Below are 20,760 nucleotides of genomic sequence, written 5' to 3'. Positions count from 1 at the left end.
CAAGATCGAAACATGCCGAACCACGGAGCCGGCCCACGTGGGCTCGCGTGACGGCGGCCCGCCACTGAAGGGTCAGCGGCCGTTTCCCTGGAGGGCCCTCAGCCGGAGTGCGGCGGGTGGCAGGCCACGGCAGCGCGTAAAAAATGAAGATCTTGAGGGGGTCGGGTCAGCCCTTGTTGTAGGCGGCGATGACTTCCTTGGGGTCGCCGTCCATCCTGATCTTGCCCTTGTGCAGCCAGATCACTCGGTTGCAGGTCTCTTCGATGACCTTGAGGTCGTGGGCCACGAGGAAGACGGTGCCGGCCGACTCGCGGATCTCGCGGATGCGTTGCTCGCTCTTCTTGCGGAACTCGCGGTCGCCGGTGGCCAGTGCCTCGTCGATGAGCAGGACGTCGTGCGTCTTGGCGGAGGAGATGGCGAAACGCAGGCGGGCGCCCATGCCGGAGGAATAGGTCGACATGGGCAGCTGGACGAACTCATCGATGCCCGAGAAGTCGACGATTTCCTGGTATTTCTCCCTGACCTCGGCCGGCGTCATGCCCATGGCGTAGCAGCCGAGGACGATGTTGCGCTCGCCGGTCAGCTCGCGCATGAGGGCCGCGTTGACGCCCAGCAGGGAGGGCTGGCCGTCGGTGTAGACGGCGCCCTTGTGCGGGGGCAGCAGGCCCGCGATGGCGCGCAGCAGCGTGGACTTGCCCGAGCCGTTGCGGCCCACGATGCCGATGGCGTCGCCGTGGTAGGCCACGAACGTGACGCCCTTGACCGCGTGGACCTCTTTCATCTGCGGGCGGCCCTGGCGCTTGAGCATGCGCGTGAGGGCGTTGACCGCGTTGCCCTTCTCGTTGTCCGAGGCGGCGCCGTAGACGCGGTAGACGATGTGGAGGTCGTCGACGATGACGGTCGGAGTGCCCGTGGGGACATCGAGGGGCCGCTTGCCCGAGGGTTCCGGGTTGGGGTGCACCCTCACATCCTTGCTGGGGACGGCGGGCTTCTCGCCGTTCACCTGTGAAAGCTCCTTGGTCAATTCAGCCACGCCCGTACCTCTCCTCGGCTCGCCAGAAGTACCAGAAACCGAAGCCGAGAGCGAACACCGCCCAGAATACGCAAGACACCCACACCATTGTGGGGGGGTGGTGGCCGAACTCGGGGCGGTAGGTCTTGATCAGGATCTCGCGCATCCACTCGATGTAGGACGCGGCCGGGTTGAGATACATCACGTTGGCGACCCACTGCGGCAGCTCTGCGGACTTCACCACCTTGTCCTGAATGGAGAAGAAGACGCCGGAGGCGTAGAGCCAGGTGCGCGTGATGAACGGCAGCAGCTGGTTGAGGTCGCGCATCGTGGCTCCGAGCCGGGCGATCACCAGGCCTGCCCCGATGTTGAACATCGTCTGGAGGAGCAGCACCACCGGGATCATGAGCCAGTACCAGGTCGGCCATTCCTGAGTGGCGACCACGAGGGCGAGGAGCACGCCCATCGAGATGGCGAGCTGCTGGAGCTCCTGGATCGTGTAGGCCAGCGGAAGCGAGGCGCGAGGGAAGTGCAGTGCCCGGATCATCGAGAGGTTGCCCGAGATCGACTTGGCGCCCGCAGTGATGGTCCGCTGCGTGTAGGTGAAGACGAACATCCCGGTCAGCAGGAACGCCGGGTAGTTGATGATGTCCTTGCTGCCGCCCAGGATGACGCCGAACATCACGAAGTAGATGGCGGCGTTCAGGAGCGGCGTGAGCACCTGCCACAGCTGGCCCAGGGCCGAGCTGGAGTATTTCGAGACGTTGCGTGAGGTCGCGTACGTCAGGATGAAATGTCGCCGCTCCCATAGCTGGCGCATGTAGACAGGGAACCTCGGCCGCGCGATGGCACGGCGAAGCCCGTATCTCTTGGCGAGCTTGGCCAGCGGCTCCTGCCCGCTTCGGCCGCCCGCCTGGGCGTCCGCGACAGCGGATTCCGGCTGGCTCATGGCAAGGACTCTATTGGATCCCGGTCGGTGAGGTGCCTGTCGCACGGAGGTGCGACAGTCAGTTGGACGGAGTCTTGGGGCGCCGGGTTCCAAGGCGCCGTCAAGACCTGCTCAACCGTAGCCCAGCGTGGCGCGGTGTGGCGGCAGGGGCACGAGCACACTCCGGTAGGAGGTACTTTTCATCGACTGTTCATGTCCAGACTTGGCCGGTTGCGAATGGTTCGTGGGATTCGGCGCCGATTGTGCCAAATGTCTATGACGGTTGATACGCACACGTGTGACCGAACTGCAACGCACCAGAGACACCCTGGTGGCAAGTAGTGAGGGATAGTCGCGATCGACTGGCAGGGCGTTCAGCTGGCATGACCATGTCAGCCAAACCCGGGCGAGATACCAGGACTCTCCCGTAAGGCTGCTTACAACATCGCAGCTCAGTGCTGTACGCCCACTGTAGAGGGAGGAAATTCTTTCACCATGCGTGTTACTAAGGGCGCACAGATCGTCGCCGGTACCGCGCTGCTCGCCCTCGCGGTTGCCGCGTGTGGCGGCGGTGCCTCGGACCCCGGCACTGCCGCGAGCGGGGCCGCAGAAACGCCGGTCCGTATGGAGCTCGGTGAGCCCCAGGCGCTGTTGGTGCCGTCGAACACCACGGAGACCGAAGGCTCAGAAGCCCTCGGTGCCGTGTTCGAGCCTCTCGTCACCTACGACGACAACAAGAACGCCGTCGAGGCCGCGGCCGAGTCGATCACCAGTGACGACCAGAAGGTCTGGACGATCAAGCTCAAGTCCGGCTACACCTGGCACAACGGTGAGCCCGTCGTCGCCCAGAACTACGTGGACGCGTGGAACTACGCGGCCAACCAGGAGAACGCGCAGAGCGGCGGCTACTTCTTCGGCCGCATCGACGGCTACGCCGACCTCAACCCCGGCGAGGGCAAGACGGTCGCCACGAAGACCATGAAGGGTCTCAAGGCCGTCGACGACACGACGCTCGAGGTCACCCTCACCGCGCCGTTCTCCCAGTTCAAGACCATGCTCGGCTACACCGCGTTCTACCCCCTGCCCAAGGCCGCCTTCGGCGCGGACGGCAAGGTGACGCAGCAGTTCGGCGAGCAGCCCATCGGCCAGGGTCTGTTCAAGATGGACAAGCCCTACCGCAAGGGCACCGACCAGACCATCGACCTGACGGTGTACGACAAGTTCCCCGGCACGAAGCCGAAGAACTGGACCAAGCTCCAGTTCAAGATCTACACCGACGCGGACGTGGCCTTCAACGATCTCCAGGCCAACAACCTGGACATCCACGACTCGCTCAGCCCGGCCGCGATCGCCACCGCCAAGACCACCCTCGGCGAGCGCTACCAGGACGTGCCGGACGCCGGCATCGGCTACATCGGCGTTCCGCTCAAGTACAACCCCGACCTGAACAAGGTCGACGTCCGCAAGGCCATCTCGATGGCCATCGACAGGAAGACCATCGCCGAGACGGTCTTCTCCGGCACCCGCGCGCCCGCCGACGACTTCATCAACCCGGCCATCGCGGGCTACCGCCAGGGTGCCTGCAAGGTCTGCACGTACAACCCGGCCGAGGCCAGGAAGCTGTACGAGGCGGCCGGCGGTCCCAAGACCATCGAACTCGGCTACAACGCCGACGGCGGTCACAAGGAGTGGATCGAGGCGGTGGCCAACAACCTCCGCTCGAACCTGGGCATCGAGGCCACGGCCAAGCCGTTCGAGAAGTTCGCCAGCATCCTTGACTCCCTGAAGGCCAAGGAGTACAAGGGCCTGTTCCGTATGGGCTGGGCCATCGACTACCCGTCCGCGGAGAACTACCTGACGCCGATCTTCAGCACCGGCGCCATCGCGAACGGCTCCAACTACGGCGGCTACTCCAACGAGAAGTTCGACGCGCTGCTCGCCAAGGGTGACCAGGCGCCGACGATCGAAGAGGGCCTGAAGTTCTACCAGCAGGCCGACGACATCCTGCTTGAGGACCTGCCGTACATCCCGGTGTACTTCTACCGGAACAACTCCGGCTACTCGACGAGCGTCAAGAACGTCAAGGTCAACCTGCTCAACCAGATTGAGTGGGCTGACATCGAGAAGGTCTGACGGTTCGTTCCCGCGGGGGCGGGCGCCGCGCGCCCGCCCCCGCAGGGCAGCGAGGAGGCGGCTCTTCGGCCGGGAAACCCATATGGTCGGAGGGTGGCCTTCTTCGCATGTACGGGAGGCTTAAATGGGCCGTTACATCATCCGGCGTCTTCTCCAGTCGATACCGGTGTTGCTGGGCGCCACCCTGCTGATCTTCGCCATCGTCTTCGCACTGCCTGGTGACCCCATCGCAGCGCTGGCAGGCGAGAAGCAGTCGAACCCCAACCTCGTCGCGATCCTTCGCGAGCGGTATCACCTCAATGACCCGCTGCTGCTCCAATACTGGCACTACATCAGCGGGGTGCTTTTCCGGGCCGACCTCGGCATCAACTTCTCCGAGGTGCCCGTGTCCCAGCTCCTGGCGGGCAAGTTCCAGGTCACGCTGAACCTGGCGATCACGGCGCTGACGATCGAGGCGCTCGTCGGCGTCGGCCTCGGTCTCTGGGCCGCGCTGCGCCGCGGCCAGGCGATCGACACCATGATCCTCGCCTCGACGCTGCTGCTGATCTCCGTGCCGACCCTCGTGTCCGGCTTCATCCTGCAGTACATGCTGGGTGTGAAGATCAAGCAGTGGACGGGACTCGACATCTTCCCGATCGCGGGCATCTCCAACGGCCTGCGCAGCTACCTGCTGCCCGGCTTCGTGCTCGCGGGCGTGTCGATCGCCTATCTCACCCGTCTCACCAGGACCAGCCTGGCCGAGACACTACGGTCCGACTTCATCAGGACGGCCACCGCGAAGGGCCTCTCCCGGCGGCGGGTCGTCGGCCGGCACGCGTTGCGCAACGCGCTGATCCCGCTCGTCACGTTCCTGGGCGCCGACCTGGGCAACCTCATGGGCGGCGCGGTGATCACCGAGAGGATCTTCAACCTGCCGGGCATCGGCCTCCAGCTCTTCGATTCGGTCTATCTCCGAGAACAGCCGGTCGTCGTCGGTATCGTGACCATCCTGGTGCTGATCTACATCGTGGCCAACCTGGTCGTGGACATGTTGTACGCAGTGCTCGACCCGAGGATCCGCTATGAGTGACATGCTGCCGGGCGGGCCTGCCATCGCCCCGGCGGAGACCCCCGCCCCACTGCCGCCGGGCAAGACCAAGTCGGGCAAGCCGGCCAGCCTGTGGTCGGACGCCTGGTACGACCTGCGGCGCAAACCCATCTTCATCATCTCGTGCTGCATCATCGCCGTACTCGTGGTGATGGCGATCTGGCCGTCGTTGTTCAGCTCGGTGGACCCGTTCAACTCCAGGACCTGTGAGCTGGCCACCGCCAGGCAACTGCCCAGCGCCGGGCATCCGTTCGGCCGCGACAACCTGGGCTGCGACATGTACGCCCGCACCATCTACGGCGCGGCGAACTCACTGGTGATCGGCATCAGCACCACGATCTTCGCGGCGCTGATCGGCGGCCTCCTGGGGCTCGTCGCGGGCTTCTTCGGCGGCGCGACCGACACCGTGGCCTCGCGCGTCACCGAGATCTTCTTCGCCATCCCCAGCATCCTGGGCGCGCTGCTCATCGGCTCGACCTTCCGTGACAGCGGGCTGGGCGTCTGGCTGGTGATCATCGCGCTGACCCTGCTGGGCTGGCCGATGACCTTCCGGATCATGCGGGCGGCGGTCATCACCGCCAAGTCGCAGGACTTCGTCGTCGCGGCCAGGGCGCTCGGCGCGGGTCCCGGGCGGATCATGTTCAGGCACCTGCTGCCCAACGCGCTGGCCCCGGTGATCGTCGTCGCGACGATCAACCTCGGCGGGTTCATCGCGGCCGAGGCCGCGCTGTCGTACCTGGGCGTGGGCGTGCAGCCGCCGGAGATCTCGTGGGGTCTGATGATCGCCGACGCGCAGCGGCGCTTCCTCGAGGCACCGCTTCCGCTGATCTTCCCGGCCGTGTTCCTGAGCGTCACCGTGCTCGCGTTCATCATGCTGGGCGACGCCGTGCGCGACGCGCTCGACCCGAAGCTCAGGTAGAAGGGGGGATCAAGTGAAGAGAACGTCAGCAGATGTGTTGCCGGCCGAGGGAGGGCTCGGCAACGAGCCGCTGCTCGCCGTCGACGACCTGCACGTGGAGTTCCGCACCCGTGCGGGCGTCGTGCGGGCCGTGAACGGCGTGAGCTACACGGTCAACCCCGGTGAGACGCTCGCGGTGCTGGGCGAGTCGGGTTCGGGCAAGTCCGTGACCGCGCAGGCGATCATGGGCATCCTGGACATGCCCCCTGCGGTCATCCCCAAGGGGGAGATCCGCTTCAAGGGCACCGACCTGCTCAAGCTGTCGGACGAGGCCCGTACGCAGGTGCGCGGCCAGCGCGTCGCGATGATCTTCCAGGACGCGCTCTCCGCGCTCAACCCGGTGTTCACCGTGGGCTGGCAGATCAGCGAGATGTTCCGGGTGCACCGCGGCATGTCCAAGCGCGACGCCATGAAGCGGGCCGTCGACCTGATGGACCGGGTACGCATCCCGGCCGCCAGACAGCGCGTCAACGACTACCCGCACCAGTTCTCCGGGGGCATGCGGCAGCGCATCATGATCGCGATGTCGATCGCGCTGGACCCCGAGGTGCTGATCGCCGACGAGCCCACCACGGCGCTCGACGTGACGGTCCAGGCGCAGATCATGGAGCTGCTGGCCGAGCTGCAGCGCGAGAGCCAGATGGGCCTCATCCTGATCACTCACGACCTGGGCGTCGTCGCGGACGTGGCCGACAAGATCGCCGTCATGTACGCCGGGCGCATCGTCGAGAGAGCCCCTGTGTACGACATCTACCGCGCTCCCGCGCACCCGTACACGAAGGGGCTGCTGGAGTCGATCCCCCGGGTCGACCTCAAGGGCCAGGACCTGTACGCCATCAAGGGGCTGCCGCCCAACCTGCTCGAACTGCCCACCGGCTGCGCGTTCCACCCCCGGTGCCCGTACCGGCAGGACAACTGCGTGACCGACGTCCCCCCGCTCTATCAGATCGGCGGTACGCGCGGCAGCGCCTGCCACTACTGGAGGGAGGTCCTCGATGGCGAACGCTGACCGCATCCTCGAGGTGCGCGACCTGGTCAAGCACTTCCCGCTCACCCAGGGCATCCTCTTCAAGCGGCAGATCGGCGCGATCAAGGCCGTCGACGGCGTGTCGTTCGACCTGCACAAGGGCGAGACGCTGGGCATCGTGGGCGAGTCGGGCTGCGGCAAGTCCACCCTGGCCAAGGTGCTCATGGCGCTGGAGCGGCCGACCTCCGGCTCGGTCATGATCAACGGCCGGGACATCGGCCGGGCCAAGGGCGCCGAGCTCAAGCGCATGCGCCGCAACATCCAGATGGTGATGCAGGATCCGTACACCTCGCTGAACCCGCGGATGACCGTGGGCGACATCGTCGGGGAGCCGTACGAGATCCACACCGAGGTGGCGCCCAAGGGCGACCGGCGCAAGAAGGTGCAGGACCTGCTGGATGTGGTGGGGCTCAACCCCGACCACATCAACCGGTACCCGCACCAGTTCTCCGGTGGTCAGCGGCAGCGCATCGGCATCGCCCGGGGGCTGGCGCTCCAGCCGGAGATCATCGTCTGTGACGAGCCCGTCTCCGCGCTGGACGTGTCGATCCAGGCGCAGGTGATCAACCTGCTGGAGCGGCTGCAGAACGAGTTCGACCTGGCGTACATCTTCATCGCGCACGACCTGTCGGTGGTCCGGCACATCTCCGACCGGGTCGGGGTGATGTACCTGGGCAAGTTCGTGGAGCTCGGCAAGGACATCGAGATCTACGACAAGCCTGCCCATCCGTACACGCAGGCGCTGCTGTCGGCGGTGCCCGTTCCCGATCCTGATGGGCGGGAGCAGCGCGAGCGGATCATCCTGCAGGGCGACCCGCCGTCGCCGGCCAACCCGCCGTCGGGGTGCCGGTTCCGTACGCGGTGCTGGAAGGCGCAGGAGATCTGTGCCGAGGAGGAGCCGCTGCTGCAGATCCGGCCGGGGACGGGGCACGAGAGTGCCTGCCACTTCGCCGAGACGCACGACGTGGTTCACATCGGCTGACCAGCCGTCGTCCGACGGCGCCGGGGGCCCTCCGAAGACTCGCTCTTTCGGAGGGCCTTCGCGCTTGTTACCGGCTCGCGGGGTCTACGTGGTGGTGATGAGGGCGGAGCCGTGGCCGAAGAGGCCCTGGTTGGCGGCCAGGGCGGCGCGGGGGGCAGGGATCTGGCGGGCGCCCGCTCGTCCCCGTAGCTGGGTGACGAGCTCGCAGAGCTGGGCTATGGCCTGGGCGGGGATGGCTTCGCCGAACGAGGCCAGGCCGCCGGACGGGTTCACCGGGATCCGGCCCCCGAGCGCGGTCTCGCCCTCGCGGAGGAGCTTGTCCGCCTCCCCGGCCGGGCACAGGCCGATGTCCTCCATCCAGTCCAGTTCCAGCGCCGTCGACAGGTCGTACACCTCCGCCAGCGAGAGGTCCTCCGGACCCACCCCGGCCTCCTCGTACGCCGCGTCCGCGATCGCCGCTCTGAAGGGCCTCTCAGGCGCCGGTACGGCGGCGCAGGAATCGGTGGCGAAGTTCGGAAGCTCCAGGACCGTGTTGGGGAAGGTGGGCGTGACGGTGGACACGGCGGCCAGGTGGACCGGGTCCCGCACGCCGAGCCGCCGGGCGTAGGCCTCCGAGGCCAGCACCACCGCCGCGCCCCCGTCCGAGGTGGCGCAGATGTCCATCAGGCGCAGCGGGTCGGCGACCATGGGGGAGGCCAGCACCTCCTCGATGGTGACCGGTTTCCGGTAGCGGGCCATGGGGTTGAGCGAGCCGGCGCGGGCGTTCTTGGCCTTGACGGCGGCGAAGTCCTCGGGCGTCGAGCCGTACACGGCCATGCGCCGCCGTGCGTACAGGCCGAAATAGGCCGGGTTGGTGGCGCCCAGGAGGCGGAAGCGGAGCCAGTCTGGGTCGTCGGGCCGGTCGCCGCCGACCGGTTTGAAGAAGCCCTTCGGGGTGGAGTCCGCCCCGACGACGAGGGCGACGTCGCACAGGCCGGCCAGGATGCGGGTGCGGGCGATGTCCAGCGCCTGGGCTCCGGACGCGCAGGCCGCGTAACAGGAGGCGATCCTGGCGCCGGTCCAGCCGAGCGCCTGGGCGTAGGAGGCGCCGGCGATGAAGCCGGGGTAGCCGTTCCTGATCGTGTCCGCCCCCACCACGTACTGGACGTCCGTCCAGGCGATCCCCGCGTCACGCAGGGCCGCCCTGGCCGCCGCGACGCCGTACTCCAGGAAGGGCCGGCCCCACTTGCCCCACGGATGCATGCCCGTGCCCAGCACCACGACCTTCACAGGGCCTCCTTCGCCGGTCCTGTGAAGACCTTGCTGTGTCTATCGGTTCCCTCGCTTCGCCCGGTCACGTGGCCCGCCTCCACATCCACACCAGCGGCCCGTCGGCCAGGGGCCCGCTGGTGAGCTCCAGTTCCATGCCGACCTCGAGCTGGTCCACGGTGAGGCCCGCGACCTGTCCGAGCACCACGATGCCCGCGCCGTCGAGCTCGACCGCGGCCAGCGTCACCGGCTCGTACGGCTGCGCCGCCACGTACGGCGCCGGCGGCGGATAGCAGGCGTTCGTGTACGACCAGACGCGCCCGCGCCGGGGCAGCCTGGTCACCTCCATCTCCTCGCCCTCGCACCGCGGGTTGGGGCAGAACCCGGAGGCGGAGGGAGGGAAGCAGACGGTGCCGCAGGCCGCGCACGTGGTGCCCAGCAGGAAGACCCCGTCGGCGTCGACGGCGAACCAGCCCTCGATCGCATGCGTCATACCGAGAAGTATCACACAAGCGCTTGTTAGGTTGCATCCCTCCGGTGCCGCCGGCGATGCGTCATCAGCACTTGGGCCGACATCGTCGCCACCAGCGCCAGCATGCCCACCACCACCGCCGTCCTGGAGTCTTGCGACGGCCCCGGCCCGAAGTGCGGCCCCGGCCGGGACGGCGGCGCGGGCGGGCCCAGCCGGCCGGCCGCGCGCAGGGCCAGCAGCGCGTCGGCCACCCCGTGCCCGTAGGCGCGGCTGTAGCCGTCCGCGGGACGCCGCCTGGTGCCGAGCTCGATGGCCGAGCGCACGTGGTACGGCGACATGTCCGGATGCGCCGATTTGATCAGCGCCGCGATGCCCGCCACCATGGCCGCCGCCGAACTGGTGCCGTCGCCGACCACGTACGAGTCGTAGCCGTCGGCCGTGACGATCTCCGTCCCCGGCGCCACCACCGACAGGTAGTCCTGACGGTTGGAGAACCGCGCCACCTCCAGCCGCCGGTCCACCGCTCCCACAGCGATCACCCCGGGATAGGCGGCCGGGAAGTTCTTCCTGTTGGCCGCATCGCCGTCGTTGCCCGACGAGGCCACCAGCACTGCGCCCTTGCCGATCGCGTACTGGACGGCCTCCTCCTCGGCCGCCGATCCCTCCCACGCGCCGCTGCCGCCGCCCAGCGACATGCTGATGACGTCGGCGCCGTGGTCGGCCGCGTACCGGATGCCCTTGGCCAGCGCGTCGCGCCCGCCGGAGCGGTGCTGCTCGCGCAGCGGGTCGCCGTTCTCCAGCGTGACCCTGATGGACAGCACCTCGGCCATCGGCGCCACGCCGATCACGCCGCCACCGCCGTGGCCGCGCCCGGCGATCAGGCTGGCCATGGCGGTCCCGTGCCGCCCCCAGAGGCCCGCGCTGCGGCCGGCCCCGGTCAGGTCAGGGCCCTGGGTCACGGCGCCCTCCAGATCGGGGTGGTGGCCGTTCACGCCGGTGTCGAGCACGGCGACCACCACGCCCGCGCCTCTGCTGGCCCGCCATGCCTCGGGCAGCCGCATCGTCTCCACCTGCCACTGCCCGGCCCGCGCGGCCTCGCCCACGTCGTCGGAGGCGCTCGGCGCGGCGACTCCGAGCACGAGGACCGCGATCAGGGCGGGGGCCATGAGCCTGTTCATCGGGTCAGCGCCCAGTGCAGCGCCGTCGCCAGTTGCCATGCGGCGTCGCGCAGCCGGGGCACGCCGCGGTCGCCAGGACGGTACGCCCTGCCGTCCGCGTACCCGGCGGCCGTCGCCACCAGATAGCGCTCACCGGCCCCGATCAGCACCCCGGTGACGTACTGCCGCTCGCCGAACCGCTCGGCCGGCCCGCCGGGAAACGCCACGGGCCGTACGGTGGCGGGCCGCCCGTCGTCGCAGCGCCGGTGCGTCGCCCGGTCCAGCACCGCGATCCCCACGGTGGCGACGTACGTCTGGGTGTTGTCGGTGTAGGTGGCCCGCAACGCGGTACGGCACCCCAGCCGCACCGCCGCGGGCTGGAACGCCGCCCGGCAGGGCGCCTGGGGCGCGACCCCGGCCAGCACGTACGTGACCCGCGCCCCCGACGGGCTGACGCCGGCCACCGCGCCGGGGAAGACCCGCGCCACGGGCCACGCGTGCCAGCGCTCTGACACGGGCGGCTCCGGCGTGGGCCAGAGAGTGGACACTAGGGAGAGCAACACAACGGACAGGTGGTACACGTCAACCTCGAGAGGGGGACCTCGAGCCGGGGAAACCCGAGCGGGAAGGGGGGACGTCCCCGTTCGGTCACCGCATTCTGACACGCGAGCGCTGATTCAATCCGACGCTTCAGTAAACAGACCGATACGCGGAGTAATTCCGATCTGCGGCGTTTGTGCTACGGAGTAGGCGAAAGTCGGACATGCGCTCCGGGTGGGAGCCCCAGCCGCTGCGCCGCGTCACCGGAGTTGACCGCGATCGCGATCAGCCCCGCCGAGTCCGCGAACGCGACCAGCTCGCCCGGCGGCACCGCCGCGTACGTCTCCCGGTACGGCAGCGACAACTGCCGCCGCCCCAGCCACACCCCGAGCGTGTCACCCACCCGCACGCCCAGCGTCTGCAGGTCTCCGGCCGCGATCGACAGCTGGGTGTTGCCGTAGCGGTCGACCGAGACGACCTCGCCTTCGACCGACCCCTCGCGCAGCAGCGACGTCGGCTCGGGCAGCGTGACAAGCCGCTCCACCGGCACCTCGGGTCCCAGCTCCGCGAGCCGCAACCCGCCGTACAGTCGCGCCGCGACCGGCGAGAACACGTCCCTCCCTGGGAAGGTCGGCGAGACCGGCCTCAGGAAGTGCTTGTCGTCGCAGAGCTCGTACGCGGCCCGCGCGCCGCCACTGGCGTGCACGGCCCACGACAACAGCCCGTTGTCCGGGCCGATGAACACCCGGCCGCCCGCCTCGACCGCGACCGCGCGCCTGGCGCCCCCGGCACCGGGATCGACCGCGCCGATGTGGATGCCCGGCGGGAGATAGGGGATGGTCTGGGCGAGGACCGCCGCGCCGCGTCGTACGTCCCCGGACGGGATCAGGTGACACACGTCGATCACCCGGGCCTGCGGGGCGATCCCGGCAATCACTCCATGACAGGCCGCCACATAGCCGTCTTCGAGCCCATAGTCGGTGAGGAGTGTGATTACTGAGGTCACATTTCGTGACTGTACGTCTCCCAATCCGCCGTGAACAGCCGCACTTCGCACATTACGATTGGCCACGGGCCGCGTGCGTGTGACGAGATCGTCGCACGCCCCTTTCGAGGAGGACACCATGGGAGCACCGCTCAGCGGTGACAATGCTGCCCAGGAACCGTCCCGCCAACCGCTCTCGGAACGTGATCTCGAGCTCCTCGCCTTCGAACGCCAATGGTGGCGCTACGCGGGCGCGAAGGAGCAGGCCATCAAGGAGACCTTCGGGCTCTCCGCCACGCGCTACTACCAGTTGCTCGGCGAGTTGATCGACAGGCCGGAGGCGCTCGAGCAGGACCCCATGCTGGTCAAGCGGCTCCGCAGGTTGCGCTCCACCCGCCAGCGCGACCGCGCGGCCAGAAGGCTTGGCATGCGCCCCTGAGCCGCTGGGTACGGCTGCCGCGTGAGGAACATCCCTGGAATGGAAGCGATCTTGAAGGATCCGGCGGGCGCCGTGATCGGACTCGACTTCGACGGGACACTGTCGCCCATCGTGCCCGATCCCGCCGCCGCCGTGATCCACCCGAAGGCGTCCGCGGTCCTCGCCGAACTGGGCGCCCACGTCCTGGCGGTGGCCATCGTGACCGGCCGGCCGCCCGCCACCGCGCTGGAGCTCGGGCCGGGGCTCGCCGACGTGCCCGGGCTGGTCGTGCTGGGGCACTACGGCTTCGAGCGCTGGGAGAACGGCCGGATCTCCGCCCCGCCGCCCCATCCCGGCGTGCCCCAGGCCGAGGCGGAGCTGCAACTGCTGCTCGGCTCGCTCGGGTTGCAGGGCGTCACGATCGAGGACAAGGGCCGCGCGGTCGCGGTCCACACCAGGCGCGCCGCCGACCCCGAGGGTGCGCTGGACGCGCTGCGCGAGCCCTTGGCGCGGCTGGCGGACAAGCACGGGCTGGCGGTCGAGCCGGGCCGTTTCGTGCTGGAGCTGCGGCCGCCCGGCATGGACAAAGGGCACGCGCTCAGCCTGTTCCTGGCCGAGCGGGCCGCCAGGTCGGTCATGTTCGTCGGCGACGATCTGGGCGATCTGGCCGCGTTCGACGCCGTACGCGCCTCCGGGTTGCCCGGCGTGACCGTGTGCAGCGGGTCCGCCGAGGTGACCGCCTTGGCCGAGCGCGCCGACATCGTGGTGGACGGCCCGGACGGGGTGGTGGCGCTGCTGGAGGAGCTCGCGTCGGCGTTCAGCCGTTCATGAGTGGTTTGCAAGTCGCGATCCCTAGTGTCGGGCGCATGTACAAGCGTTACCTTGCCGTCGCATCCGTGGCCGCTGCCACCGTGCTGTCCGTGTCCCTCCCCGCCTCCGCCGCCGCTCCGGCCCAGCCGCTCAAGCTCAGAGGCGGCCTGACGCTCTACCTGCCGATCGAGTGGAAGGTCTACCGGGTCGGCACCGACTGGATCCGCGTGGTGACCGGTAAGTGCGGCAAGCCCACCCAGGGGTTTGGCGCTCCCGATGAGTGCGACAGCTTCTGGGTGCTCGGCCCGAAGGCCATCAAGCACGGCAATGAGCTCTTCAGCCCCTACACCGGGGCGGAGCCCTTCTATCCGGCGACCGACGTGCAGCTCTGCCCGCACAACCGTAAGTGGGGCCAGGCCATGGGCCCGGCCAAGGTCAAGGGCCTGCGCCAGGTCGGCCCCGGCCACAAGGCCGCCTATCGCGAGTGGAACTTCCGCTGCGTCAGCTACACGAACGGCAAGGTGAAGTCCCGCTACGTCCAGCGCGAGTGGTATCTCCCGAAGACGAAGGTCCTGGTCGTGGACCAGTGGAACACACCGGGGCTGTCCGTCGCGCTCAAGTACGCCGACTGGAAGTGAGCGCTCACGCCAAAGCGTCGAGCTGGGCCGCGAGCCACTTCTGCGGCGGCAGGGCGGTGGCCGCGGCGCAGAGCTTGTCGCGGCGCGCCCTGCGCTCGTCCTCGGGCATGATCAGCGCCTGGTGCAGGGCCGCGGCCGTGCCGTTGATGTCGTAGGGGTTGACCACGATCGCGTGCGGGCCCAGCTCTGCCGCCGCGCCCGCCTCGCGCGAGAGCACCAGCGCGCAGCGCGGCGACAGCACCGGGCCCTCCTTGGCCACCAGGTTCATCCCGTCGCGGATGGGGTTGACCAGCAGCACGTCGGCCATCCGGTACGCGGCCAGCGAGCGCGGGTAGTCGTCGTTGACGTTGAGAATGAGCGGGTCCCAGTCCTCGGTGGCGAACTGGTCCTCGATCGCCTGCGCGCAGCGCTGCACCGAGGCGGTGTATTCGCGGTATTCGGGCAGGTCGTGCCGGCTCGGATAGGCGAAGGCCAGATGCACCACCCGCCCGTGCCACTCGGGATGCGCCTCCAGGAACTCGCCGTACGCCACCAGACCGCGCACGATGTTCTTCGACAGCTCGGTGCGGTCGATGCGGACGATGAGCTTGCGGTCGCCGACCTGCTCCTTGATCGCGGCCATGTGCGACTCGACGTCGGGCTCGCAGGCTCGCTCCCACAGCGCCGCGCCGTCCACGCCGAGGCTGTGCACGCCGATCCGGGTCGTCCGGCCCGCGTGGGTGATGCTGCGGGCCACGCGGTCGACCTCGGCGCCGAGCAGCGCCTCGCAGCAGTCCATGAACGCCCCCGCCCACCTTCCCGTCAGGAACCCGGCGTGATCGGCCCCCAGGATGCCCTCCAGGACCTCGCGGGCCACCTCGTCGGGCAGCAGGGAGAAGTATTCGGGTGGCGCCCACGGGGTGTGGCTGAAGTGCGCGATGCGCAGGTCCGGCCGCTCGGCCCGGAGCATCGCCGGTGTGAGCGTCAGGTGGTAGTCCTGCACCATCACGCGCGCGCCGTGCCCGGCCTCCTCGGCCAGCGCCAGCGCGAACGCCCCGTTGTAGTCACGATAGGACTCCCACTCACGCTCGAACCTGGTGCCGAACTTGGGCGAGTTGGGGATGTCATAGAGCAGGTGGTTGACGAACCACAGCGTGGAGTTGGCCACGGCGTTGTAGGCGCGGTGGAACGTGGCGGCGGGGATGTCGAGCATCCGCAACGGCCCGGTGTCGTAGCCGGCGTGGTCGATCCGGCCGCCCGGGGACAGGCGCACGGCGCTGCGGTCGTCGTCGGACAGCGCCGCGCAAACCCACAGGACGCCGTCCTTCTTGGCCACGCCGGACAGCCCGGACACCAGGCCGCCTCCGCCACGTTTCATGGTCAGCTCGCCGTCGTCGGAGACGGTGAAGGAGACAGGCCCTCTGTTCGAGGCCACCAGGACGCTGTTCATCGAGTCTCCCTTCGATCATAGGATCCCAGCTATGGCGCTAGATGAGCTAACCGAGGAACTCGCCCGATCCGCCGCAGCCGGAGATCATCGCGCGCTCGGCGAGCTATTGGCCAGGATCGAGCCCGATGTGATGCGTCACTGCGCCCGGATCCTGCCCTACCACCAGGACGCCGAGGAGGCGTCCCAGGACACTCTGCTGGCCGTGGCCCGCAACATCGGGCGTTTCGAGGGGCGGGCCAGGTTCAGCACCTGGCTGCACATCGTCACGGCAAACTGCGCGCGGACCACGTACCGGTCGCTGAAGCGCAGGGCGGCCGAGCAGACCTCCGACGAGCTGCCCATGCAGAAGCCGGACGTGCGGCGGGTCAGCGTGATCGCGGGCTCCCGCCTCGACCTGCTCGACGCGATGGAGGCGCTGGAGGCCGACAAGCCCGACCTGGCGCAGGCGCTGGTGCTGCGCGACATCGTCCAGCTCGACTACAACGAGGTGGCCGAGCAGCTCGGCATCCCCCTGGGGACCGCCAAATCCCGCATTCACCAGGCGCGCAAATACGTGCAGGGTGTGCTCGGAGAGGATTATCGCTGAGACCATCCGTCTCATACTTTGAGACGGGTGGTAATCGAGCCTCCTTGAGCGGGTAGAGTCCATTTCAACAACTGCATATTGCTCATCCAGAGGGGTGGAGGGACCGGCCCTGCGAAGCCCCGGCAACCCTCCCGGCTTGTGACTCGCGACCTGGCGAGGCCGACCGGGACAAGGTGCCAATTCCGGTTCGCGGTCAAGGTGGCCGCGGGCGAAGATGAGGGAAGGCCTCGCTTCATGTCGCTCGACTTTGGTCCTGCTACCTCTCTCTCCTGCCGCGAGTGCGGCACGCGCTACCCCCTCGGCCCGAGCTTCGCCTGCCTGGAGTGTTTCGGGCCGCTCGAGGCGGCCTATGACTTCGGCACCGTCACCCGCGCGGACATCGAGTCCGGTCCCGCCAACATCTGGCGCTACCGCTCGCTGCTGCCCGTGCCGGTCGACGTGGCGAGCAAGCCCAACATGAACCCGGGCTGGACCAAGCTGGTCAAGGCGGGCAACCTCGGGCGGGCGCTCGGCATCAAGTCCCTGTACGTGAAGGACGACTCGGGCAATCCCACCCACTCCTTCAAGGACCGGGTGGTCGCCATCGCCGTCGAGGCGGCGCGCAACTTCGGTTTCCACACACTTTCCTGCTCCTCCACGGGCAACCTCGCGGGCGCGGTGACGGCGGCCGCGGCGCGGGCCGGGCTCGACGCCTGCGTGTTCATCCCCTCCAACCTCGAAGCAGCCAAGATCGCCATGGCCCGGGTGTTCGGCGGCAAGCTGATCGGGATCGACGGGACCTACGACGAGGTCAACAGGTTCTGCTCGGAGCTGATCGGCGACCCGCTGGGCGACAAGTGGGGGTTCGTCAACGTCAACCTGCGGCCGTACTACGCCGAGGGCTCCAAGACGCTCGCGTACGAGATCGCCGAGCAGCTCGGCTGGCGGCTGCCGCAGCAGATCATCATCCCGATCGCCTCCGGCTCGCAGCTCACGAAGATCGACAAGGGCTTCAAGGAGCTGGTGGCGCTGGGGCTGGTCGAGGACACGCCGTACAAGATCTTCGGGGCGCAGGCGGCCGGCTGCTCGCCGGTGTCGGCGGCGTACAAGGCTGGGCACGACGTGGTCCAGCCGGTCAAGCCGGACACCATCGCCAAGTCGCTGGCCATCGGCAACCCCGCTGACGGGCCGTACGTGCTGGACATCGCCCGGCGCACCGGAGGGGCCGTCGAGGACGTCACCGACCCCGAGATCGTGGCCGCGATCAAGCTCCTGGCCTCGACGGAGGGTATCTTCGCCGAGACCGCGGGCGGGGTTACCGTGGGCGTGCTCAAGAAGCTCGTCGAAACGGGGTCGCTCGACCCCGAGGCCGAGACCGTGGTGCTCAACACCGGCGACGGGCTCAAGACGCTCGACGCCATCACCGGCGACGATGCCAAGCCCACGGCCGTGATCCGGCCCTCTCTCGACGCGTTCCGCGCGGCTGTCTGACAATCAGGAAAGGCGAGATAACCATGAGCGTTTCGGTGCGGATTCCCACCATCCTCCGCACGTACACCGGGGGGAACGCGGAAGTGAGTGGCGAGGGCGCGACTCTTCGTGACGTGCTCGCCAAGCTCGACTCCGACTACCCGGGGATCGGCGCGAGAATTCTCGATGAATCGGGCAAGATTCGACGTTTCGTCAACGTTTACGTTGGGGAAGAGGACGTCCGATTTGCTCAGGGCCTCGACACTCCCGCCCCGGAAGGCACTCAGATCTCCATCATCCCGGCAGTCGCCGGCGGCTGAGTGCGATAGATCACATCCTTGAAGGCGCCCCCAGTGGGCGCCTTCTCCTTTTCCTCCTAATTCAACATTGAACGACCTTCTCTGCGAAGAAATGCGTCGTTTGCGGATTGACTCTGTTGCCAAACCCCGTGCCACAGGTATGGTCGAGGGCGATCGTCTGGCTTGATTTTTCCTTAAGTCATGCGATTACGGGTCTCGCGGTGGAATGGGCGAGATCCGTGAGCCCAGTAAGAGGAGTCGGAAGTGGCGCAGGGCACCGTCAAGTGGTTCAACGCGGACAAGGGCTACGGCTTCATCGCGGTAGACGGTGGTAAGGATGTATTCGTCCATTACTCGGCGATCCTGATGGACGGGTACCGATCTCTCGAACAGGGGCAGCGCGTCGAGTTCGAGATCACGCAGGGCCAGAAGGGACCACAGGCGGAGTCTGTCCGCTCGGTCTGATTCTCGTCACTGGTCTGCACCCGGTAGGCATCGCGCGGCAGCGCAGTCCGTGCGGTCCTGCCAGCCTCGTTTCGTCGATCTACGGCGGGCCGTGCGGTGAGCGGCCCGCCGTACAGACGGACTGACCTGGGCGGGAACCCCGGGCGGTGAGTCCTTAGCTTGCACTCGACAGGGTAGAGTGCTAAACAGTTCGTTGGCACTCTGTGTGGCAGAGTGCCAGCGAACTCGGATCGAGACGATGGGGTCTGCCGAACGGAGATGCAGGCTCGTGCCGTCGCGGGCGTCGGCTCGGTCCAGGACAAGCCACCCTGTATCTGGGAGGTCTAGCCTTATGGCAGCCAAGATGATCGCGTTTGACGAGGACGCCCGGCGCGGTCTCGAGCGCGGTATGAACCAGCTCGCTGACGCCGTCAAGGTGACCCTGGGCCCCAAGGGCCGCAACGTCGTGCTGGAGAAGAAGTGGGGCGCTCCCACGATCACCAACGACGGCGTCTCCATCGCCAAGGAGATCGAGCTCGAGGACCCGTGGGAGAAGATCGGCGCTGAGCTGGTCAAGGAAGTCGCCAAGAAGACGGACGACGTCGCGGGTGACGGCACCACCACCGCCACCGTGCTCGCCCAGGCGCTGGTACGCGAGGGCCTGCGCAACGTAGCCGCCGGCGCCAACCCGATGGCCCTGAAGAAGGGCATCGAGGCCGCCGTCGAGCGCGTCAGCGAGGAGCTCTCCAAGCTGGCCAAGGATGTGGAGACCAAGGAGCAGATCGCCTCCACCGCCTCCATCTCCGCCGCCGACCCCGAGATCGGCGCGCTCATCGCCGAGGCGATGGACAAGGTCGGCAAGGAAGGCGTCATCACCGTCGAGGAGAGCAACACCTTCGGCCTCGAGCTCGAGCTCACCGAGGGCATGCGCTTCGACAAGGGCATGACGTCGATGTACTTCGTCACCGACTCGGACCGCATGGAGGCCGTGCTCGAGGACCCGTACATCCTGATCGTCAACAGCAAGGTCTCGGCCAACAAGGACCTGCTGCCGCTGCTCGACAAGGTCGTGCAGTCCGGCAAGCCGCTGCTGATCATCGCTGAGGACGTCGAGGGCGAGGCCCTGGCCACCCTGGTCGTCAACAAGATCCGCGGCCTGTTCCGCTCCGTGGCCGTCAAGGCCCCGGGCTTCGGCGACCGCCGCAAGGCCATGCTCAACGACATCGCCATCCTGACCGGTGGCGCCGTCATCGCCGAGGAGGTCGGTCTCAAGCTCGAGAGCGCCACCCTCGACCTGCTGGGCCGGGCCCGCAAGGTCGTCGTCACCAAGGACGAGACCACGATCGTCGACGGCGCCGGTGACGCCGAGCAGATCTCCGGCCGGGTCAACGAGATCCGCGCCGAGATCGAGCGCACCGACTCCGACTACGACCGTGAGAAGCTCCAGGAGCGCCTCGCCAAGCTGGCCGGCGGCGTGGCCGTCATCAAGGCCGGCGCGGCCACCGAGGTCGAGCTCAAGGAGCGCAAGCACCGCATCGAGGACGCCGTCCGCAACGCCAAGGCGGCCGTCGAGGAGGGCATCGTCCCCGGTGGTGGCGTGGCGCTGCTGCAGGCCGGCGCCAAGGCCTTCGACAAGCTCGAGCTCAACGGCGACGAGGCCACGGGGGCCGCGATCGTCAAGAAGGCGCTCGAGGAGCCGCTGAAGCAGATCGCGGTCAACGCCGGTCTCGAGGGCGGCGTCGTGGTGGAGCGCGTGCGCAACCTCACCCCCGGTGAGGGCCTGAACGCCGCTACGGGCGAGTACGTCAACATGTTCGAGTCGGGCATCATCGACCCGGCCAAGGTGACGCGCTCCGCGCTGCAGAACGCCGCTTCCATCGCGGCGCTCTTCCTCACCACCGAGGCCGTCATCGCCGAGAAGCCCGAGAAGACCCCCGCCGCGCCCGCCATGCCGGGTGGCGGCGACATGGACTTCTAGGTCTTTTTCGCGACGAGACAGAGAGCGGCCCGGGTTTTCCGGGCCGCTCTTATTTTCGTTTTTCTGCCATGACGTTTCACAATTGGTCTGCTACTTGGAGTGAGGAAATGTGGACGCGTGACACCTCACGAAAGAAGCAGAGGATCGGCGCTCGCGCCGATGTCCAGGGCCGTCGTGAAC

General features: G+C 68.1%; 21 protein-coding genes and 1 riboswitch. Of the genes, 13 read left to right on the top strand and 8 right to left on the bottom strand.

What is annotated here, in order from left to right:
* Window positions 1-166 precede the first annotated feature (166 nt).
* Window positions 167-1,033 (bottom strand): ABC transporter ATP-binding protein, encoded by an 867-nt coding sequence (locus ACIBX3_RS43660; RefSeq protein ID WP_397126504.1) that lies wholly within the window; start codon window positions 1,031-1,033, stop codon window positions 167-169.
* Window positions 1,026-1,961 (bottom strand): ABC transporter permease, encoded by a 936-nt coding sequence (locus ACIBX3_RS43655; RefSeq protein ID WP_397126503.1) that lies wholly within the window; start codon window positions 1,959-1,961, stop codon window positions 1,026-1,028. Before ACIBX3_RS43655 ends, ACIBX3_RS43660 begins: the two co-directional genes overlap by 8 nt.
* A 474-nt stretch (window positions 1,962-2,435) precedes the next feature.
* Between ACIBX3_RS43655 and ACIBX3_RS43650 the strand changes: the two genes are divergently transcribed.
* From ACIBX3_RS43650 to ACIBX3_RS43630, 5 genes are all read left to right on the top strand, one after another.
* Window positions 2,436-4,073: an ABC transporter substrate-binding protein gene (locus tag ACIBX3_RS43650; protein ID WP_397126502.1), complete on the top strand. Its 1,638-nt coding sequence runs from the start codon at window positions 2,436-2,438 to the stop codon at window positions 4,071-4,073.
* A 124-nt stretch (window positions 4,074-4,197) separates the two neighbouring features.
* On the top strand, window positions 4,198-5,142 hold the full coding sequence (locus ACIBX3_RS43645; protein WP_397126501.1) for an ABC transporter permease: 945 nt from the start codon (window positions 4,198-4,200) through the stop codon (window positions 5,140-5,142).
* Window positions 5,135-6,079, top strand: coding sequence for an ABC transporter permease (locus ACIBX3_RS43640; protein ID WP_397126500.1), 945 nt, complete (start codon window positions 5,135-5,137; stop codon window positions 6,077-6,079). Before ACIBX3_RS43645 ends, ACIBX3_RS43640 begins: the two co-directional genes overlap by 8 nt.
* A 13-nt stretch (window positions 6,080-6,092) precedes the next feature.
* Window positions 6,093-7,127 carry an ABC transporter ATP-binding protein gene (locus tag ACIBX3_RS43635; RefSeq protein ID WP_397126499.1) on the top strand — a complete coding sequence of 345 codons (1,035 nt, stop codon included), beginning with the start codon at window positions 6,093-6,095 and terminating at the stop codon, window positions 7,125-7,127.
* Window positions 7,114-8,127 carry an ABC transporter ATP-binding protein gene (locus tag ACIBX3_RS43630; protein WP_397126498.1) on the top strand — a complete coding sequence of 338 codons (1,014 nt, stop codon included), beginning with the start codon at window positions 7,114-7,116 and terminating at the stop codon, window positions 8,125-8,127. The genes ACIBX3_RS43635 and ACIBX3_RS43630 overlap by 14 nt, the downstream gene beginning before the upstream one ends.
* Before the next feature lie 84 nt (window positions 8,128-8,211).
* Here ACIBX3_RS43630 and ACIBX3_RS43625 read toward each other — a convergent pair whose 3' ends face one another.
* From ACIBX3_RS43625 to ACIBX3_RS43605, 5 genes are all read right to left on the bottom strand, one after another.
* A complete protein-coding gene (locus ACIBX3_RS43625) occupies window positions 8,212-9,369 on the bottom strand; it encodes a lipid-transfer protein (protein WP_397126546.1) in 1,158 nt (385 codons plus the stop codon).
* Window positions 9,370-9,460: 91 nt separating this feature from the next.
* Window positions 9,461-9,868, bottom strand: a complete 408-nt coding sequence (locus tag ACIBX3_RS43620) for a Zn-ribbon domain-containing OB-fold protein (RefSeq protein WP_397126497.1) — start codon at window positions 9,866-9,868, stop codon at window positions 9,461-9,463.
* Between the two features lie 26 nt (window positions 9,869-9,894).
* A complete protein-coding gene (locus ACIBX3_RS43615) occupies window positions 9,895-11,025 on the bottom strand; it encodes a S8 family serine peptidase (RefSeq protein ID WP_397126496.1) in 1,131 nt (376 codons plus the stop codon).
* Window positions 11,022-11,519 carry a hypothetical protein gene (locus ACIBX3_RS43610; protein WP_397126495.1) on the bottom strand — a complete coding sequence of 166 codons (498 nt, stop codon included), beginning with the start codon at window positions 11,517-11,519 and terminating at the stop codon, window positions 11,022-11,024. Before ACIBX3_RS43610 ends, ACIBX3_RS43615 begins: the two co-directional genes overlap by 4 nt.
* A gap of 224 nt (window positions 11,520-11,743) precedes the next feature.
* The gene (locus ACIBX3_RS43605) at window positions 11,744-12,550 is read right to left on the bottom strand and encodes an S-adenosyl-l-methionine hydroxide adenosyltransferase family protein (protein ID WP_397126494.1); all 807 of its coding nucleotides are present in this window, start codon (window positions 12,548-12,550) and stop codon (window positions 11,744-11,746) included.
* 118 nt (window positions 12,551-12,668) lie between these two features.
* Here ACIBX3_RS43605 and ACIBX3_RS43600 point away from each other — a divergent pair, with 118 nt between their 5' ends.
* From ACIBX3_RS43600 to ACIBX3_RS43590, 3 genes are read left to right on the top strand one after another with little or no spacing between them, the layout of a single operon-like run.
* Window positions 12,669-12,968 (top strand): DUF3263 domain-containing protein, encoded by a 300-nt coding sequence (locus tag ACIBX3_RS43600; RefSeq protein WP_397126493.1) that lies wholly within the window; start codon window positions 12,669-12,671, stop codon window positions 12,966-12,968.
* 39 nt (window positions 12,969-13,007) lie between these two features.
* Complete coding sequence (otsB, locus tag ACIBX3_RS43595) at window positions 13,008-13,778, top strand: trehalose-phosphatase (protein ID WP_397126492.1); 771 nt, start codon at window positions 13,008-13,010, stop codon at window positions 13,776-13,778.
* Window positions 13,779-13,813: 35 nt separating this feature from the next.
* Entirely contained in the window at window positions 13,814-14,395 is a 582-nt protein-coding gene (locus ACIBX3_RS43590; RefSeq protein WP_397126491.1) for a hypothetical protein, read from the top strand.
* A gap of 4 nt (window positions 14,396-14,399) precedes the next feature.
* On the opposite strand, the gene ACIBX3_RS43585 is transcribed toward ACIBX3_RS43590, so the two are convergent.
* On the bottom strand, window positions 14,400-15,824 hold the full coding sequence (locus tag ACIBX3_RS43585) for a trehalose-6-phosphate synthase (protein ID WP_397126490.1): 1,425 nt from the start codon (window positions 15,822-15,824) through the stop codon (window positions 14,400-14,402).
* A 31-nt stretch (window positions 15,825-15,855) separates the two neighbouring features.
* Here ACIBX3_RS43585 and ACIBX3_RS43580 point away from each other — a divergent pair, with 31 nt between their 5' ends.
* The 5 genes from ACIBX3_RS43580 to groL all read left to right on the top strand — a co-directional run bounded on the left by ACIBX3_RS43580 (window position 15,856) and on the right by groL (window position 20,580).
* Window positions 15,856-16,410 (top strand): RNA polymerase sigma factor, encoded by a 555-nt coding sequence (locus tag ACIBX3_RS43580; RefSeq protein WP_188197597.1) that lies wholly within the window; start codon window positions 15,856-15,858, stop codon window positions 16,408-16,410.
* A 79-nt stretch (window positions 16,411-16,489) separates the two neighbouring features.
* Window positions 16,490-16,631, top strand: a riboswitch (SAM riboswitch).
* Window positions 16,632-16,644: 13 nt separating this feature from the next.
* Window positions 16,645-17,880 (top strand): threonine synthase, encoded by a 1,236-nt coding sequence (gene thrC, locus ACIBX3_RS43575; protein WP_397126489.1) that lies wholly within the window; start codon window positions 16,645-16,647, stop codon window positions 17,878-17,880.
* A 23-nt stretch (window positions 17,881-17,903) separates the two neighbouring features.
* A complete protein-coding gene (locus tag ACIBX3_RS43570; RefSeq protein WP_132331077.1) occupies window positions 17,904-18,179 on the top strand; it encodes a MoaD/ThiS family protein in 276 nt (91 codons plus the stop codon).
* 243 nt (window positions 18,180-18,422) lie between these two features.
* Entirely contained in the window at window positions 18,423-18,623 is a 201-nt protein-coding gene (locus ACIBX3_RS43565) for a cold-shock protein (protein WP_090947280.1), read from the top strand.
* A gap of 331 nt (window positions 18,624-18,954) precedes the next feature.
* Window positions 18,955-20,580 (top strand): chaperonin GroEL, encoded by a 1,626-nt coding sequence (groL, locus tag ACIBX3_RS43560; protein WP_397126488.1) that lies wholly within the window; start codon window positions 18,955-18,957, stop codon window positions 20,578-20,580.
* Window positions 20,581-20,760 lie beyond the last annotated feature (180 nt).

The organism is Nonomuraea sp. NPDC049480, assembly GCF_044465905.1.
Lineage (GTDB): Bacteria > Actinomycetota > Actinomycetes > Streptosporangiales > Streptosporangiaceae > Nonomuraea.
The sequence above is the reverse complement of the archived record's forward strand: the minus strand, read 5'-3'. Positions and strand labels throughout refer to the sequence as shown.

Coding starts and splice junctions, on each gene's coding strand:
- ACIBX3_RS43580 (WP_188197597.1), top strand. CDS start 15,856: ATGGCGCTAGATGAGCTAACCGAGGAACTCGCCCGATCCGCCGCAGCC.
- ACIBX3_RS43645 (WP_397126501.1), top strand. CDS start 4,198: ATGGGCCGTTACATCATCCGGCGTCTTCTCCAGTCGATACCGGTGTTG.
- ACIBX3_RS43640 (WP_397126500.1), top strand. CDS start 5,135: ATGAGTGACATGCTGCCGGGCGGGCCTGCCATCGCCCCGGCGGAGACC.
- ACIBX3_RS43630 (WP_397126498.1), top strand. CDS start 7,114: ATGGCGAACGCTGACCGCATCCTCGAGGTGCGCGACCTGGTCAAGCAC.
- thrC (WP_397126489.1), top strand. CDS start 16,645: ATGTCGCTCGACTTTGGTCCTGCTACCTCTCTCTCCTGCCGCGAGTGC.
- ACIBX3_RS43585 (WP_397126490.1), bottom strand. CDS start 15,824: ATGAACAGCGTCCTGGTGGCCTCGAACAGAGGGCCTGTCTCCTTCACC.
- ACIBX3_RS43600 (WP_397126493.1), top strand. CDS start 12,669: ATGGGAGCACCGCTCAGCGGTGACAATGCTGCCCAGGAACCGTCCCGC.
- ACIBX3_RS43650 (WP_397126502.1), top strand. CDS start 2,436: ATGCGTGTTACTAAGGGCGCACAGATCGTCGCCGGTACCGCGCTGCTC.
- otsB (WP_397126492.1), top strand. CDS start 13,008: ATGGAAGCGATCTTGAAGGATCCGGCGGGCGCCGTGATCGGACTCGAC.
- ACIBX3_RS43655 (WP_397126503.1), bottom strand. CDS start 1,961: ATGAGCCAGCCGGAATCCGCTGTCGCGGACGCCCAGGCGGGCGGCCGA.
- ACIBX3_RS43615 (WP_397126496.1), bottom strand. CDS start 11,025: ATGAACAGGCTCATGGCCCCCGCCCTGATCGCGGTCCTCGTGCTCGGA.
- groL (WP_397126488.1), top strand. CDS start 18,955: ATGGCAGCCAAGATGATCGCGTTTGACGAGGACGCCCGGCGCGGTCTC.
- ACIBX3_RS43625 (WP_397126546.1), bottom strand. CDS start 9,369: ATGCATCCGTGGGGCAAGTGGGGCCGGCCCTTCCTGGAGTACGGCGTC.
- ACIBX3_RS43620 (WP_397126497.1), bottom strand. CDS start 9,868: ATGACGCATGCGATCGAGGGCTGGTTCGCCGTCGACGCCGACGGGGTC.
- ACIBX3_RS43570 (WP_132331077.1), top strand. CDS start 17,904: ATGAGCGTTTCGGTGCGGATTCCCACCATCCTCCGCACGTACACCGGG.
- ACIBX3_RS43590 (WP_397126491.1), top strand. CDS start 13,814: ATGTACAAGCGTTACCTTGCCGTCGCATCCGTGGCCGCTGCCACCGTG.